This is a genomic window from Bartonella sp. AA56HLJMS (assembly GCF_042197145.1).
In the GTDB taxonomy this organism is placed as follows: domain Bacteria; phylum Pseudomonadota; class Alphaproteobacteria; order Rhizobiales; family Rhizobiaceae; genus Bartonella.
Window position 1 is genome coordinate 1 of record NZ_JBHIRL010000022.1, and the last position, 16341, is coordinate 16341.

12 protein-coding genes, 2 tRNA genes and 2 pseudogenes are annotated in these 16341 nt (G+C 38.1%); 6 read left to right on the top strand and 10 right to left on the bottom strand.

Going from position 1 to position 16341, the window contains the following annotated elements:
- The 4 genes and pseudogenes from ACFINI_RS08570 to rpsL form a co-directional block, all read right to left on the bottom strand.
- Nucleotides 1-76 (bottom strand): annotated as a pseudogene (locus ACFINI_RS08570) (elongation factor Tu); the annotation flags it as partial.
- Between the two features lie 62 nt (nucleotides 77-138).
- Complete coding sequence (fusA, locus tag ACFINI_RS08575) at nucleotides 139-2223, bottom strand: elongation factor G (protein WP_375607436.1); 2085 nt, start codon at nucleotides 2221-2223, stop codon at nucleotides 139-141.
- 24 nt (nucleotides 2224-2247) lie between these two features.
- Nucleotides 2248-2718: a 30S ribosomal protein S7 gene (gene rpsG / locus ACFINI_RS08580; protein WP_273791452.1), complete on the bottom strand. Its 471-nt coding sequence runs from the start codon at nucleotides 2716-2718 to the stop codon at nucleotides 2248-2250.
- A gap of 18 nt (nucleotides 2719-2736) precedes the next feature.
- A complete protein-coding gene (gene rpsL / locus ACFINI_RS08585; protein WP_005773262.1) occupies nucleotides 2737-3108 on the bottom strand; it encodes a 30S ribosomal protein S12 in 372 nt (123 codons plus the stop codon).
- A 488-nt stretch (nucleotides 3109-3596) separates the two neighbouring features.
- Here rpsL and xth point away from each other — a divergent pair, with 488 nt between their 5' ends.
- The 5 genes from xth (at nucleotide 3597) to ACFINI_RS08610 (ending at nucleotide 7780) form a co-directional block, all read left to right on the top strand.
- Nucleotides 3597-4379 (top strand): exodeoxyribonuclease III, encoded by a 783-nt coding sequence (gene xth / locus ACFINI_RS08590; RefSeq protein WP_375621441.1) that lies wholly within the window; start codon nucleotides 3597-3599, stop codon nucleotides 4377-4379.
- A 124-nt stretch (nucleotides 4380-4503) separates the two neighbouring features.
- A complete protein-coding gene (locus tag ACFINI_RS08595) occupies nucleotides 4504-5409 on the top strand; it encodes a transporter substrate-binding domain-containing protein (RefSeq protein ID WP_375621442.1) in 906 nt (301 codons plus the stop codon).
- 141 nt (nucleotides 5410-5550) lie between these two features.
- Nucleotides 5551-6303 carry an amino acid ABC transporter permease gene (locus ACFINI_RS08600; RefSeq protein WP_375647708.1) on the top strand — a complete coding sequence of 251 codons (753 nt, stop codon included), beginning with the start codon at nucleotides 5551-5553 and terminating at the stop codon, nucleotides 6301-6303.
- Nucleotides 6304-6305: 2 nt separating this feature from the next.
- Nucleotides 6306-7022, top strand: coding sequence for an amino acid ABC transporter permease (locus ACFINI_RS08605; protein WP_375647713.1), 717 nt, complete (start codon nucleotides 6306-6308; stop codon nucleotides 7020-7022).
- 11 nt (nucleotides 7023-7033) lie between these two features.
- Nucleotides 7034-7780, top strand: coding sequence for an amino acid ABC transporter ATP-binding protein (locus ACFINI_RS08610; RefSeq protein ID WP_273791447.1), 747 nt, complete (start codon nucleotides 7034-7036; stop codon nucleotides 7778-7780).
- Between the two features lie 138 nt (nucleotides 7781-7918).
- Here the strand turns inward: ACFINI_RS08610 and ACFINI_RS08615 are convergent.
- From ACFINI_RS08615 to ACFINI_RS08640, 6 genes and pseudogenes are all read right to left on the bottom strand, one after another.
- Nucleotides 7919-8672: pseudogene (locus ACFINI_RS08615) on the bottom strand (tetratricopeptide repeat protein).
- Between the two features lie 1043 nt (nucleotides 8673-9715).
- Entirely contained in the window at nucleotides 9716-12439 is a 2724-nt protein-coding gene (locus tag ACFINI_RS08620) for a valine--tRNA ligase (protein ID WP_375647719.1), read from the bottom strand.
- 149 nt (nucleotides 12440-12588) lie between these two features.
- Nucleotides 12589-13143, bottom strand: a complete 555-nt coding sequence (locus ACFINI_RS08625; RefSeq protein WP_375612445.1) for a DUF2497 domain-containing protein — start codon at nucleotides 13141-13143, stop codon at nucleotides 12589-12591.
- A gap of 248 nt (nucleotides 13144-13391) precedes the next feature.
- The gene (locus ACFINI_RS08630; RefSeq protein WP_375612446.1) at nucleotides 13392-14684 is read right to left on the bottom strand and encodes a TolC family outer membrane protein; all 1293 of its coding nucleotides are present in this window, start codon (nucleotides 14682-14684) and stop codon (nucleotides 13392-13394) included.
- Nucleotides 14685-14750: 66 nt separating this feature from the next.
- Complete coding sequence (locus tag ACFINI_RS08635) at nucleotides 14751-15425, bottom strand: protein-L-isoaspartate O-methyltransferase (protein WP_375647715.1); 675 nt, start codon at nucleotides 15423-15425, stop codon at nucleotides 14751-14753.
- Between the two features lie 220 nt (nucleotides 15426-15645).
- A tRNA-Cys gene (locus ACFINI_RS08640) sits at nucleotides 15646-15719 on the bottom strand.
- A gap of 184 nt (nucleotides 15720-15903) precedes the next feature.
- Here ACFINI_RS08640 and ACFINI_RS08645 point away from each other — a divergent pair.
- A tRNA-Asn gene (locus ACFINI_RS08645) sits at nucleotides 15904-15978 on the top strand.
- Nucleotides 15979-16341 lie beyond the last annotated feature (363 nt).

A 16341-nucleotide genomic window follows, 5' to 3' on the forward strand; every position in this document is an offset into this window, starting at 1 on the left:
TCTTCCCATGATCAACGTGACCAATCGTACCAATATTAACATGCGGTTTTGTTCGTTCAAACTTGCTCTTCGCCATTTGAGCTCTCCATTTTCCGTCCAAGCCAAGGACTAAGTTAAAAATTAATTACCAACCTGAAATTACGCGTATTTCTTTTGAATCTCCAAAGCAACAGCTGAAGGCACAGGCTCGTAATGATCAAACTGCATTGTATACTGCGCACGCCCCTGACTCATAGAGCGAAGAGTATTCACATAACCAAACATATTTGCCAAAGGAACCATTGCATTCACAACCGTTGCAATGCCGCGCGCTTCAGTTCCTGAAATCTGTCCCCGACGAGAATTGAGATCACCAATAACATCACCAACATAATCATCTGGTGTAACAACTTCCACCTTCATGATCGGTTCAAGAAGCTGTGCACCAGCCTTTTTTGCCCCATCACGAAAAGCCGCACGAGCAGCAATCTCAAAAGCCAAAACCGAAGAATCAACATCGTGATAGCCACCATCAATGAGAGTCGCTTTTACACCAAGCATAGGAAAGCCCGCAAGAGGACCTGACCCCATAACACTCTCAATCCCTTTTTGGACACCGGGAATATATTCTTTAGGAACAGCACCACCAACAATCTTTGACTCAAAAATAAAGTCATCACCATCATGAGGCTCAAAAACAATTTTCACACGAGCAAATTGACCTGCACCACCCGATTGTTTCTTATGCGTATAATCAATTTCCGCCATTTTAGTAATTGACTCACGATAAGCAACTTGAGGCTGCCCAACATTTGCTTCAACCTTAAACTCACGCCGCATACGATCAACAATAATATCAAGATGAAGCTCACCCATTCCAGCTATAATAGTCTGACCAGATTCCTCATCCGATTTAACACGAAATGAAGGATCTTCGGCGGCTAGACGGTTAAGAGCAATACCCATTTTTTCTTGATCTGCTTTTGTCTTCGGTTCAATTGCAATCTCAATAACAGGCTCTGGAAATTCCATCCTCTCCAAAATAACAGGCTTCAAAGGATCACAAAGAGTATCCCCTGTTGTCGTCTCCTTAAGTCCTGCAAGAGCAACAATATCACCAGCAAATGCTTCTTCAATATCCTCACGAGAATTTGAATGCATTTGAAGCATACGCCCCAAACGCTCTTTTTTCTTTTTCACAGTATTCTCAAGAGAAATACCTTTCTGAACTTTACCTGAGTAAATACGACAGAACGTCAATGAACCAACAAAAGGATCATTCATAATTTTAAAAGCAAGCATAGATAACGGAGCATCATCAGAAGATTCGCGTGTCGTCTCAGCCTCAGTCTTTACATCAATACCCTTAATCGCCGGAATATCAATTGGAGAAGGAAGATAGGAAACAACAGCATCCAAAAGTGGCTGCACCCCCTTGTTTTTAAAAGCCGTACCACAAAGAACCGGATGAAACTGAACTTCTACTGTCCCCCTACGAATGAGAGAAACAAGCTGCTCGTTGGTTGGCATAACACCTTCCAAATAAGCCTCTGTTGCAGCTTCATCAACCTCCACAGCCATCTCAATCAATTTCTCGCGATATTCTTCAGCTTTCTCCTTTAAATCAGAGGGAATTTCACTTATCACTGCCGAGGCACCAATAGAACCATCCCACTTTAAAGCCTTCATTTCTACAAGATCAACAACACCTTCAAAGTCATTTTCAGCACCAATCGGCAACTGCAAAACAAGCGCTTTAGCACCTAACCGAGAACCAACCATCTCCACACTACGATAAAAGTCAGCTCCTATTTTGTCCATTTTATTAACAAAAACCATACGAGGCACGCGATACTTCTCAGCTTGCCGCCAAACAGTTTCCGTCTGAGGCTCCACACCAGCATTTGCATCCAACAAGGCTATTGCACCATCAAGAACACGCAAAGAGCGCTCAACTTCAATCGTAAAATCAACGTGCCCTGGCGTATCAATAATATTAAAGCGACGCTTCCGACCGTCTTGCCCTTCCCAAAATGTCGTTGTCGCAGCAGACGTAATCGTAATACCACGCTCCTGCTCCTGCTCCATCCAATCCATTGTAGAAGCACCATCATGGGTCTCGCCAATTTTATGATTCTTACCGGTATAGAACAGAATACGTTCAGTCATCGTAGTCTTACCAGCATCAATATGCGCCATAATACCAAAATTACGATAATCTTCAATTTTATATTCGCGAGCCATTATATTTGCCTTAGTTTAAAACTTCTACCAGCGATAGTGAGAAAAAGCACGATTAGCTTCAGCCATACGATGAACATCTTCACGCTTTTTCACGGCAGAACCACGATTATTAGCCGCATCCATCAATTCACCAGATAAACGCTCAACCATCGTCGTTTCATTCCGACCACGTGCCGCCGCAATCAACCAACGAATAGCAAGAGCCTGACGACGATCAGGACGAACATCAATCGGAACTTGATAAGTAGCGCCACCAACACGGCGTGAACGAACCTCAATGTGAGGAGCAACATTCTCTAAAGCTCGATGAAATAGAGCCACAGGATCTGTTTTTACTCTTTTTTCCACAGAATCGAGCGCACCATAAACAATACGCTCTGCAACTGATTTTTTACCATCAAACATAATGGCATTCATAAATTTCATAATAACCAAATCACCAAATTTTGGATCTGGATTAATCTCACGCTTTTCTGCTCTATGACGACGGGACATTGGCTTTGTCTCTCAATATTATTTTGGACGCTTTGCGCCATACTTTGAACGACGCTGTTTACGATTCTTGACACCCTGCGTATCAAGCAAACCACGAATAATGTGATAACGAACTCCTGGCAAATCTTTCACACGACCACCACGAATCATTACAACAGAGTGCTCTTGAAGATTATGTCCCTCTCCAGGAATATAACCAATCACTTCAAATCCATTCGTCAAGCGAATTTTAGCAACTTTACGAAGAGCAGAATTAGGTTTCTTTGGTGTTGTTGTATAAACACGCGTACAAACACCACGCTTCTGCGGATTCGACTGCAGAGCAGGAACCTTATTACGTTTAACTGGCGCCACGCGCGGCTTGCGAATCAACTGGTTTACGGTAGGCATGCAACCTTCCTCTTTTTGATCTACATTCGTCTCACCCAATCGGGCTTTTCTATTTTTATTTCTATCCACCCCAACAAAATCGGAGCAGATATCTAAGTCTACACACAAAATCGGGCATACCTGTACAAAACAGTTTACCCGACCATAAGCAGAGAAGGCAATAGCCTTTTGCACTAGCATTTGCTTTTAATCTTCTTAACACCTGTGAATAATTTTCCGGCTCATATCCAAAACACCTGATTACATCCACATCGGTTATGTTCATTTCTAATAGCGAGAACACGTACATTCGTCAAGAACTAAACAGCAGAAAGTTTTTAAAAATGAAAATAAATTAAATTTTAAAGCTTTAAATTTGCTTTTACCGCTACTCTTGATAAATTAATTTACCATAGTAATATCCCCTATAAACAAAAAAACAGCGATGTGACTGTAGTAAAACATAGCAGTAAATTGAATTGCATATTTGATATCTAATGATGAGCACCATGAAAATAGCAACGTGGAATATTGCTGGAATAAAAGCGCGACATGAAACATTATGTCAATGGCTGCAGCAAAGCCAACCGGACATAGTCTGTTTACAGGAAATTAAAAGTATTGATGAAAATTTTCCACGCGATACAATTGAAAATTTAGGTTACCATATAGAAACACACGGACAAAAAAGTTTTAATGGCGTTGCGATTCTCTCTAAAAAAACACCAGATGAAGTGATCCGTCGATTACCAGGCAATGATAATGATAAACAAACACGTTACATTGAAGCTGTTTATTCAACAAACAAAGGTGTTGTTCGTGTTGCATCTCTCTATTTGCCAAATGGGAATCCTATTGAGAGTGAAAAATATTCCTATAAGATAGAATGGATGGAAAGATTATATACACATGCAAAATCATTGCTTGCGTATGAAGAACCTCTTATTCTAGCAGGTGATTATAATGTCATCCCCACTCCATTAGATGCAAAAAAACCTCAAGAATGGTATCAAGATGCCTTATTTCTTCGAGAAACAAGAAAAGCATTCCAACGTATTCTTCATTTAGGTTTTTATGATGCTATCCGGAATGTCACCGATACTCCCTCCTTCAGTTTTTGGGATTTTCAGGCAGGTGCCTGGCCTAAGAATAATGGGATTCGCATTGATCATTTATTATTATCACCAGAAGCTGTTGATCAATTAATTTGCGCTCATAGCCAAACAGAAGTAAGGGGATATCAAAAACCATCCGACCACGTTCCTGTTTGGATTCACCTTAATATCAATTAAGAAAGTAAAATCCTCATTTCATGAGACAACAAAAAAATTCCACTCAAAAATAATAACTATGCTACAGCATATAAACAGTATATCTTAAGCAAATAAAATAAAAATAAATGAATGGAGGACATAAATGAAGAAATCATTATTAATGCTTATTGCAGCAACGGCCATTGGATTCTCAAGTTTCGCGCATGCTGAACATGATACTCTTGAAAAAATAAAACGAACAGGGGAAATTACTTTAGGTGTCCGTGAATCATCTGGTTTAGCCTACGCCCTTGGTAATAATAAATATGTAGGTTTTCATACAGAAATGGCAGAACGGATCATTGATGATATCTCAAAAAAAATTGGTAAACCAATTAAAATTCATTATCTTCCCATCACTTCTCAAAATAGAATTCCTCTCTTAAAAAATAAAACCTATGATTTTGAGTGCGGCTCAACAACACATGATATTGCCCGCAGTAAAGAAGCAGCATTTGCTTATACGACATACATTGAAGAGGTTCGGATTGCTGTAAAGAAAAACTCTAACATTAAATCTCTTGAGGATTTAAATGGAAAAACAGTTGCAACGACCACCGGTACAACATCTGTTCAACTTATTCGTAAAAATAAACGTGCAAAAAACATTCAGTTTAAAGTTTTAAAGGGGAAAGATCACGGAGATAGTTTTTTATTATTAGAATCTGGTAAGGCAGATGCTTTTGTCATGGACGCTTCAATTCTTGCTGGACATATTGCTAAATCAAAGAATCCATCTGATTATGTCATTCTTGATACTGTACTTTCAGTCGAACCTATTGCCTGTATGCTCAGATTAAATGACAAAAAATTTGAACAAACAATCAACGATAGTATCGTACGTCAGATTAAAGATGAATCACTGGAAAAGCTTTATAATAAGTGGTTTATGAAACCGATCCCACCTGCTAACACTGTTATGAACCTTCCCTTATCAAAACAAACAAGATATGCTTGGGATCACCCAAATAATAAGCCTCGAGAAAGCTACGCAGAAAAAGATTTATAGAGTTTAATAAAGAAGAACCACACTCTTTTGAAATTGAGTGTGGTTTATATTTTAATTCACTTTTTAATAAATCTGGACTATGTAGATGCGCGTGGTTTATTGTCCTATTTGTGAATGACTAATTTGAGGGAATATCAATTAATGGACTTTTCTTTCCTTTGTAGAGATGACCTTACTCAAACATTGGTAACAGGATGCTTGGGAACTCCCGGCGTAAGTCATACCTATTTAGATACACTTCTCGATGGCTTAAAAAATACAATTATATTGTCTATCACTTCACTTATATTAGCTGTATTGTGTGGTGTTATTATAGGAACAATGCGCACTTTACCCAAAACATCCATAATCAATTATATATTTCGCACTATCGCTACTATTTGGGTAGAGATTATGCGTAATATTCCCCTCCTTGTACAAGTGTTTTTGTGGTATTTTGTTGTTCCGAAGATTTATCCACCAGCGATGAAATTTTCCCCCATTCTCTTAATAACATGCGCATTGGGATTCTTTACATCTGCACGCATTGCTGAACAGGTTCGTTCAGGCATTGAAGCGATTCCTTCTGGACAACGCTATGCTGCTATGGCAATGGGATTTACAACTTATCAAAGTTATCGCTATATTATACTACCACGTGCTATACGTGCAATTATGCCACCTCTTACTTCAGAAGCAATGGGGATTGTGAAAAATTCATCTATAGCATTCGCCGTTTCAATAAATGAGCTCATGCAATTTCAATACCAAACAATTGAAGAAGTAAGCCATGTTTACGAAAATTATTTGCTTGTTACGATCCTTTATATTCTAATAGCCTTATTCGTATTCATTGTGATGACAGTCATTGAACAAATACTCAAAATTCCTAATTTTCAAACAAAGGGAAATTGAATATGGTGAATTTCATAAGCTCTCAGTTTGGACTTTATTTTCCTTTCAATTTTTCCGACTTTGATTTTTCCTTTTTTACCTTTGATGTATTTCGTTCTTACATTTTATCAGGTTTACTCTTTAGCGTTTTTCTAACTCTTTTTGCAACGGTATTGGGGTTTGTTTTCGGCACACTTTTAGCAATGATGCGCCTTTCTTCCATAAAACTTCTTTCTTGGTTTGCAATCAGTTACATAACAGCTATGCGTTCAATACCACTTGTGATGGTTATCTTATGGTTTTTCGTGCTTCTGCCTTTTTTAACTGGTATATCCATTGGTGCAAATAAATCAGCACTCATTACCTTTACCGCATTTGAAACGGCTTATTTTGCTGAGATTATGCGTGCTGGAATCAATTCAGTTCCGCAAGGACAAAAATATGCAGGACAAGCTCTTGGAATGACATATTGGCAAAGTATGTACATTGTCATTCTTCCTCAAGCCTTTAGAGATATGCTTCCAGTCTTTTTAACACAAGTTATTATCCTTTTTCAGGATACAACCCTTGTTTATGCCATCAGTGGTCATAGCCTTTTGAATGGTTTTGATATTGCTGCTAATAATTTTGGTGTAAAGCAAGAAGCTTATATCTTAGCAGCTATTTTCTATTTTGTTATCTGTTTTACACTGTCACAAATAGTTTTGTCTTTACAAAAAAAAGTATCCATTATTCGCTAACAGGAAAAAAAATGTCTACTCATATGATCGAAATAAAAAATGTTTCTAATTGGTATGGCGAAATTAAAGTCCTTAAAAACTGTACAACCAACATTAATAAAGGAGAAGTCGTTGTCGTTTGTGGTCCATCAGGCTCAGGAAAGTCAACACTCATTAAAACTATTAACGCTCTCGTCCCTTTTCAAAAAGGTGAAATTTGGATTAATGGAATACCAGTTCATTCAAAAAAAACGAATCTGCCTAAATTGCGAAGTCAGGTAGGAATGGTGTTTCAACACTTCGAGCTTTTCCCCCATTTATCTGTCACAGAAAATTTGACAATTGCACAAATCAAAGTCCTAAAACGAAGCAAAAAAGAAGCACTTGAACGTGGATTGTTATATCTTGAGCGCGTTGGACTCATTGAACACAAAGATAAATATCCTGGTCAACTTTCTGGAGGGCAACAACAACGTGTTGCTATTGCACGTGCCTTAACTATGGATCCACTTGTCATGCTTTTTGATGAACCAACATCTGCTCTAGATCCTGAAATGGTAGGTGAAGTACTCGATGTCATGATTAGCTTAGCAGAAGAAGGTATGACGATGATTTGTGTAACCCATGAAATGGGATTTGCACAAAAAGTATCGGAGCGTGTTATTTTCATAGATCAAGGAACAATTCTTGAAGACTGCTCATCTAAAGAGTTCTTTTCTGATCCGCAAGCAAGAAAACCGAGAACGCAAGAATTTTTGTCTAAAATCCTAAGTCATTAGCCGTTAGATTATCAAAAAAAGCTATCTTTACTATGAACTTGTATACAAGAAAATAGAGTTTAATATAAGATGAGAGAATGTAAAAATATTACAATCAGATGTTTAAAAACTGTTATTCTTTAAAATCTCAGCAATCAGTTAAATTGCTGTACGTCTCTCAGATTCATTACAAAGAGCAAAAGCCTCTTCTTGCAAAGGTGAATCCAATTTTCGTCTTTTACGTTAGCTTTTTATAGGCAGCAGTTAACATTGCTGCCCCACGGACAATTTTTCCTTCTTTAAGCAGTATATTTCCAAGCATTGCTTGGGCAGAAGGATTTTCTTTTTTTGCTGAAAGTTGAAACCATCGTGCTGCTTGTAAAGGATTTTACTCCCTTCCCTCTCCCTTTAAAAATATTTTTCCTAAATGATACTGAGCTTTAGGATTTCCATAGTTTACCGCAGCCTGCATATAAAGATGAGAAGCATAAGAAGGATCAGGTTTCACAGGTGATTGAGGAATACCTTTTTTTATATATCCGGCAAGTTTAATCAATGCATCAGAAACATAACTTTCATCCTCTGAACCAAGATCAGCACCTTTTTCAACAATATATGCAAAAAAATTATATGCCTTATAATCATTTTTAGGGACACCATCACCGTTTGCATAGATAGAGCCAAGTTTCCAATTCGCACCAATATAGCCTCTCTTAGCAGCACAACGTAATGCTGCAATAGCCTGAGTTATATGCCCATTTTTATAAACAGACATGCCACGTTTTAAAAAATAAAACGAACCATCATTCGCTTCTTGCAAGCTATTGACATCTATTACATAAACAGTCGAAAAGAATCCCTCTAAAATCACAACAATCGTGACTTTTTTCCATATCTGAAACCTATTAACCATTCCCCCTACCTCAATTTTAATGATTATATCTGTTACAAATTTCTTTGTAGGTATTTAAACTCTTTTTCTTAGTAAGAAGCATACGCAATTTTAAAGTAAAAATTTTAAAAGAAAAAACAAATAGATAAAAACCATCCAATAGGATTTATCGATCTTAAAATTTTATACGTATGAGCAAAAATCGTTCAATAGAATAACGTGCATTAAACAGCAACTTGAGAACGAAGAGAATACATGATGAATGGTAAACGTTTGAGTATAAAAAACAATACGAAAGATGGATAAATATAATGATGATAGTTAACTTATAACTTCACGACTGCCTTACCACCTTAAAGATGAAGTTTTTTTGCCTCCGTCAATCTATAAACAATACAGCTTTTTGTTTAACGGATTGCACCTAACATCATTTCACATGGGGTTACTTCATACTTTACACACAAGTTTTACCTCAGAATACTCACCACTACATACAAAAAATACCACATATGTAATTTTACATGCCTTATATTGCTACTCTAAATGATGATATTTTACAGAAATAAAACAAGATATTGATTTTAATGATACTTTACCATTTTGCATGTTGAATGAGGACCTCGAATATCGTAAGATTCTCTCATTCCAAACTTGTTCCATGTTAAATCAATCAAAACCATCCGCTTGCACATTACAAGTAGAGAGAGCTATGTGGATAAAAACTCTGTGTAAGAAAGAACTAAAAATGCCTCTTACGAACGGTTTGAGCTAAGGGTTGTCCGGATATTGGACAGAATGGCGCCCCCAGCGCTTGTTACTTCACAAGCATAAAGAAGGGAAGCTCAATGGATTTACCGTTATACCATTCATGATCTACGTCGTGGAATAAGCTTGGATGCCTTAAAAGATGTCTCTTTAATGATAAACATAAAACAATGGATTTCAGTAGAGATTTTATGATCGTTCATGAAAAACTAACAAAAGAAAAAGTTTCCTTTTAAAGAAGATCTATACTAGCCCTACTGGTATGCAATTATCTATCAAAAAAAAATAAAAAGTTGAAATCAATCTAACCGCTCTAAAGCAACAAATATTTTTTTCTGCGCTGCACGCAGTTCTACAACCCTATTCCGCTCACGCTCAACAATTTCTGCTTTTGCATTTGCTATAAATTGGGGGTTGTTTAACTTAAGCGATATTTTTTCAATATCTTGTTCAATTTTACTGACATCCTTCCTCAAACGAACACGTTCAGCCTCCAAATCAATCAACTGTCCTAATGGTAAACAAAAAACAGCCTCTCCCAAAATCATTTGTGCTGATACTTCCGGAACTTTATCAGAGAAATCAATAACTTCAATACGCGCTAATTTTTTAAGAAGTGCATCATAACGCTTCACACGCTCTCGCGTTATTTCCCCTCCTTCGACAACAACAAGAGGTGCTTGTGTAGCCACTGGAATATTCATTTCAAAACGTACAGACCGAATCCCTGTGACGACATCAATAAGCCAATTAATATCATCAGCAGCTTCTTCATCTATCAATGTTTCCTCTGGCCATTTTGTCAATGCGAGCATATCCTCACGCTTGATGGCTTGCGTTTCTGTAAGAGACCACAACTCTTCCGTCATATAAGGCATAAAAGGATGAAGAAGTTTATAAACTTCATCTAAAACCCAAGCAGTACAAGCTTGAGCCTCATTTTTAGCATCTTCATTTTCCCCCTGAAAAATAGGTTTGAGAAGCTCCAAATACCAATCACATAATGTATTCCAAATGAAACGGTAAAGAGTCGCAGCAGACTCATTAAATTTATAGTGTTCAATACCAGTCGTAACTGCTGAAATTGTTTTAGATAACTCTGTTAAAATCCAACGATTAAGCGCCAATTTTGCTTGTTCTGGTTTAAAAGCTGGATCATGCTTCACACCATTCATCTGTGCAAATCGGGTAGCATTCCACAATTTCGTAGCAAAATTACGATAACCAGCAATACGGGAAACATCAAGTTTTACATCACGACCTTGTGCTGCCATAATAGCTAAAGTAAACCGAAGTGCATCAGCACTATATTGATCAATAAGCTCTAAGGGATCAATAATATTTCCCTTTGATTTTGACATCTTTGCACCCTTTTGATCCCGTACAAGAGCATGCACATAAACCGTTGGGAAAGGAACGTCACCCATAAAGTGAAGTCCCATCATCATCATACGAGCAACCCAGAAAAAAATAATATCAAATCCTGTCACAGATAAAGATGTTGGGTAAAAAGTAGATAATTCAGTCGTTTTATTTGGCCATCCTAATGTTGAAAAAGGCCAAAGAGCTGATGAAAACCAAGTATCTAAAACATCCGGATCACGGATTAATTCAACAACCTCACCATAATGAGCAAAAGCTGAATCTAAAGCCTCTTTTTCACTTTTTTCAACAAAAACCGTTCCATCAGGACCATACCAAGCAGGAATCTGATGTCCCCACCATAATTGGCGAGAAATGCACCAAGGTTGAATATTTTCCATCCAATTGAAGTACGTCTTTTTCCAGTTATCGGGAACGAACTGCGTTTTGCCTTGTTGAACAGCCTCTATCGCTGGCTTTGCTAATTCAGCAGCATGAACATACCATTGATCTGTCAAAAAAGGCTCAATAGGGACACCACTGCGATCTCCATGAGGAACCATATGGGTATGATCATCGACAGAAGCTAAATATCCCTGTTCTTCCATCAAAGAAACAATCTTCTGGCGAGCAACAAAACGATCAGATTTATCGAGATTTTCTACTAACATTTTTAATTCATCTGATAAAATCAAACCATCGAAAAATGCTTCATTTTCACGAAGAAAAATCTCGGCTTTCTGAGTAAAAATATTAATCAAGCGTAAATGATTACGCTGTCCTACTTCAAAGTCATTAAAGTCATGAGCCGGTGTGATTTTTACAGCACCACTTCCAGCCTCAGGATCAGCATGGCTATCACCAACAATTAATAACCTACGACCAACAAGCGGCAAAAGAGCATTTTTACCGATAAGATTTTTATAACGCTCATCTTCAGGATTAACAGCAATTCCTGTATCACCAAGCATTGTTTCTGGTCGTGTTGTCGCCACTGTTATATAAGTTGTCGCATCATTTGGATCAAAAATTTTACCTTCAAGTGGATATCTAAAGTGCCACAAATGTCCTTGAACTTCTTTTTGCTCAACTTCAAGATCTGAAATAGCTGTCAACAATTTAGGATCCCAATTGACGAGGCGCTTATCCCTATATATCAACCCTTGCTTATAAAGCGTGACAAAGACTTCACGAACCGCCTGCGACAACCCCTCATCCATTGTAAACCGCTCACGCGACCAATCACATGAAACCCCAAGGCGACGCAACTGGTTTGCAATAACGCCTCCAGTTTCATAACGCCATTCCCAAATACGCTCAATAAACTTTTCTCTCCCCATTTCTTGACGCGTTGGCTCTTGGCGTTCTGCAAGTTGACGCTCCACTACCATTTGCGTAGCAATTCCAGCATGATCCATACCAGGCTGCCACAACACATTTCTGCCACGCATCCGCTGAAATCTAACTATTATATCTTGAATTGTCGTATTGAGCGCATGCCCCATATGAAGTGAGCCCGTAACATTAGGAGGAGGAAGCATAACGCAAAAAGGTTCTGCACCGCTTTTAGAACCAGCTCCCGCTTTAAAAGCCCCACGAGTCTCCCATCTCTTTGCAACCCGTTGCTCTATAGAGGCAGCATCATAGTTTTTTTCTAACATTCTATCCATCCATAACGCCGCTGAAAAACACAATATACGATCAAAACCTGATCAGAATCTCGTGAATCTCAGTCATTAACTAGAGAGCTCGCAAAATCGCAAACAAAATCCCCATAAAATGAAAAACATAAAAATAATGTAAAAAATAATTAAGACGATTTTTTAATCGCCTTCACAATCTCTTCACGCAAAATATCTTCCAGCAAAATAGGCAATTTAGACTGTAACCATTCTGCTATAGCAGGACGCAACACATCCTTTGCAATCTTTTCTGCAGAAGAAATACAATATGCAGACAATTCCACATGACCATCCCTTCCAGCGTCTGACTGTGATTTCCTTATCTCATCTTCATATTCTTTTGCTTTATAAACAGAATTCCGTTCTTCAGAAGAAAGCTTCATCTTTTGCATATCCATACCAACTGTATTATTTTCTGCCTCTATATCCTCTTTCTCTTGCGTTATCTTCCCTCCTTGATTTTCAGAAGAAAGACCAATACGATCAGCTAAAGCTTTCATAGCATCATCAACCGATAAGGTTGTATCATAAATACCCTCGGATGCCACTTCTGAAGCATTCACTGCAACATCTTCATTTAAAAAGTGATCAGATTGAACCGCATTTTCTTCGATTATTTCACGAATAGATGTTAAAATTTCATCCATACTTGGCTCACGTAACACGCTTGAACTCTGTACCATACTTTACAACCTCTCAAAGACGCAACAACAAATAGAATCATATTTTCAGTGTATGCAAAAGAATTATAAGATCAACATGCCTCCTACGATATTTTCAAATATGCTTGTCATAAAGAGGGCGCTACACACAGTTTTCTACACTTATAAAAATAATATCTCGCCGCAATATCTTTCAACATATTCAACTGTTGATTTACTAATCTTTTAAAAACTAAAATAATTTAAGATTAAAGAGATACTTTTATACATTATCGGATATATTTAATTGTTTTTAAACCTAAATAACTCGCAGTCAATTTACCAATAGAAGATTGAACACTATAGCTCGCCACAACAGCATTACGCTCTGCCATTGCAAGCGCAATCTGAGCATTAATCAATAGAGTACGAGAATTTAAAACATCCAGCGTCGTTGCTTGCCCTACGCGATTTTCTTGAACACGACCTTTCAGAGCAATTTCAGCAGCACGAACACTTTCACGGTAAGCAACCACAGATGAGCGTGCGCCCTCCAACTGAAACCAAGCAGAAGTCAGTGCTTGCCTCGTATTACTATGCGCCAAATCGAGTTGAAGCTGCGCCTGTCCAAGCTGTTCCCTTGATTGGCGAATTTGCGCAGATGTACGCCCTCCTTCAAAGATTGGGACACTTACTGACAATCCTACAGATTTAGAAACGCCATCTTCTCCAACCCCGCTGTAGATTCGATTATAAGATGCTGTTGCAGAAAAATCAACTTTAGGGAGCAATGCCCCTTCTTTCGCCTTTACATTATAAGCACTCGCATCAACTAAATATTTAGCATAAAGGATTGCTGGATGCATCACAACGCTCATTTGGTAAGCCATATCAAGGTTGACGGGAAAATCTTTGGCTAGAGGTGGGCGTTTTAACTTTTCAGGATCAGAACCAATAACTTGTCGATACACTGCCTCTGCTGCTTTTACATCAGAACGAGCAAGACTCAGCTCTGAAACCGCCACGGAACGTGCAGCTTGAGCTTGAGCAAGATCAACATGCCCTCCTTCACCCACATCAAATTTTGCTTTATTAGAACGAACTTGTTCCTCAAGAGCTGCCAAATTTTCTCTCCGAAGATCGGCAACACGACGTGCGTGATAGACATTAGCATAAGCGGTCACCGCCTCTAGAAACGTATTTTGTTCAACATTACGAAGATATTCACGCTGAGCCTGCAACTTAACTTGAGCTGAAGAAAAGATATTTTGCGTGATAAAACCATCAAATAATCTTTGATTTAATCTCACTCCTATAGATCCAGAAGTGACATAAGGACCTGTAAAAGACTTATTGCGCCCATAGTTCCCAACCCCCTCAACTTGTGGCAATAGCCCCGATCGCGCAATGACAACATCATCACTGGATATACGCACAGCTGCACGTTCACTATTCAACTTAGCATTATATTTATAAGCCTTAGAAAAGGCATCCATCAATGTTTCAGCACAAACAGTCTCTGATAGTAAAACACTCAACACCAGCAATAAACACGCCTGAAACTTCTTGTTTACTCTAAACATAATACACACAATAACAAACCCCAAATAAATTACAAAATTATCTTTTATTCACAAAACAAACAAGCACTAAAACACAAAACCAAGTGTTTTGAAAAAACAAGGAAGAGGCTTTACAGCGAGATTAAAAGCACGACGAGCCGAGATGATCCCATCTTCTTTTATATAGATTTGTGCAACAGCAGCATTTCCATACCCTTCAACCACCACAAGACGTCCACAGTCTTTCATTTGATCAAAGATACCTTGAGGAATAAAATCAACAGATCCCTCAATGAAAATCACGTCATAAGGTCCCTCAACAGCATATCCTTGCTCTAATGGACCATGAACGACAACCACATTATCACATTGATTACGTTCTAAAGCTTCAAGAGCACATTCAAAGAGAGATTTATTACTTTCCAGCGCAATCACAGACCCTGCAAGTTTTGCAAGCAACGCTGCACAATAACCACTATTTGCACCAATATCTAAAACAACATCTGATGATTTTAAAGCGGCAAGCTGTAGTAATTTCGCTAGAGATGCAGGTTTCATCAAATAGCGTGCAGGAACCCCATCTTGCTCTGGACATAGAACAATATCGGTATCAAGATAACTTAACACTTTCATATCTTCCGATACAAAATCTTCACGAGACACCGTTAAAAAGGCTTCAAGAACTGATAAATCCGTTACATCGACTGTACGAATTTGATTGTCAACCATTTTGCGACGAAGCTCAGCAAAATCTGCAACCATAACGAATATTTTCTCCTAACCTACAAAAAACAAACAAAACAGCGACAATAAGGGATAAAGATCTCTTAAACTATGGGCGTTACAAAAAAGGATGCTACAGTCAACAATTAGATTTTAACTGTATAATCTCTCATACAAAAGTGTCTTCACAAGAATAGAGGGAAATAATCTATTTTCCTATACCTCATCTCCCTTAAAAGCCGTTTCGTTTAAAATCGGCTGGAGGCCTCGCCCGGAATCGAACCGGGATACAAGGATTTGCAGTCCTCTGCGTAACCATTCCGCCACGAGGCCTCGTCAACAAACATAAAGGTTTCAATAAGGGAAGGCAACGCATCCGTCAAGGTGTAGAAATCTTCTCTCGCCTTTTTTCCTCTTATTACACAATTTATCATATTTTTTTAAAAAAAGTAATTTTATCCTTTGCAAATCAGTATTGCTTTGCTATAGCCTTTTCAATGAGATGATTGGGCACCGTTCCCCGGTAGCTCAGCGGTAGAGCAACCGGCTGTTAACCGGTTGGTCGCTGGTTCGAATCCGGCCCGGGGAGCCACTTTTCTTTTATTCTACGTAATTTATTGTTTTTTCTAAAGTTTTTAGACATGAGGGATTCGTTAATAAAAGTAATGGAATAGGATTTTTGCAATAAAGTAGAAACGCAATATCCTACGGGATGTATTTTTTGCAATGAACGCAAAAAGCGATTGATTCATTTTAAAATAGCACAAATAAGATTACTTTTTTCAAACTACCGCGCCTTTATAAGAGGACACTGCAATTATTTGCACATTATAAATTACGATTTCTTTCATCAGAGATGAATTATTAAGCTCCATCACTGTAGCTTGCCAGCAGGTTTTGTATATTTTGCCACTAGGTTTTGTACCAATTTATTTTTTCTCAAAGAGTTTTTAAG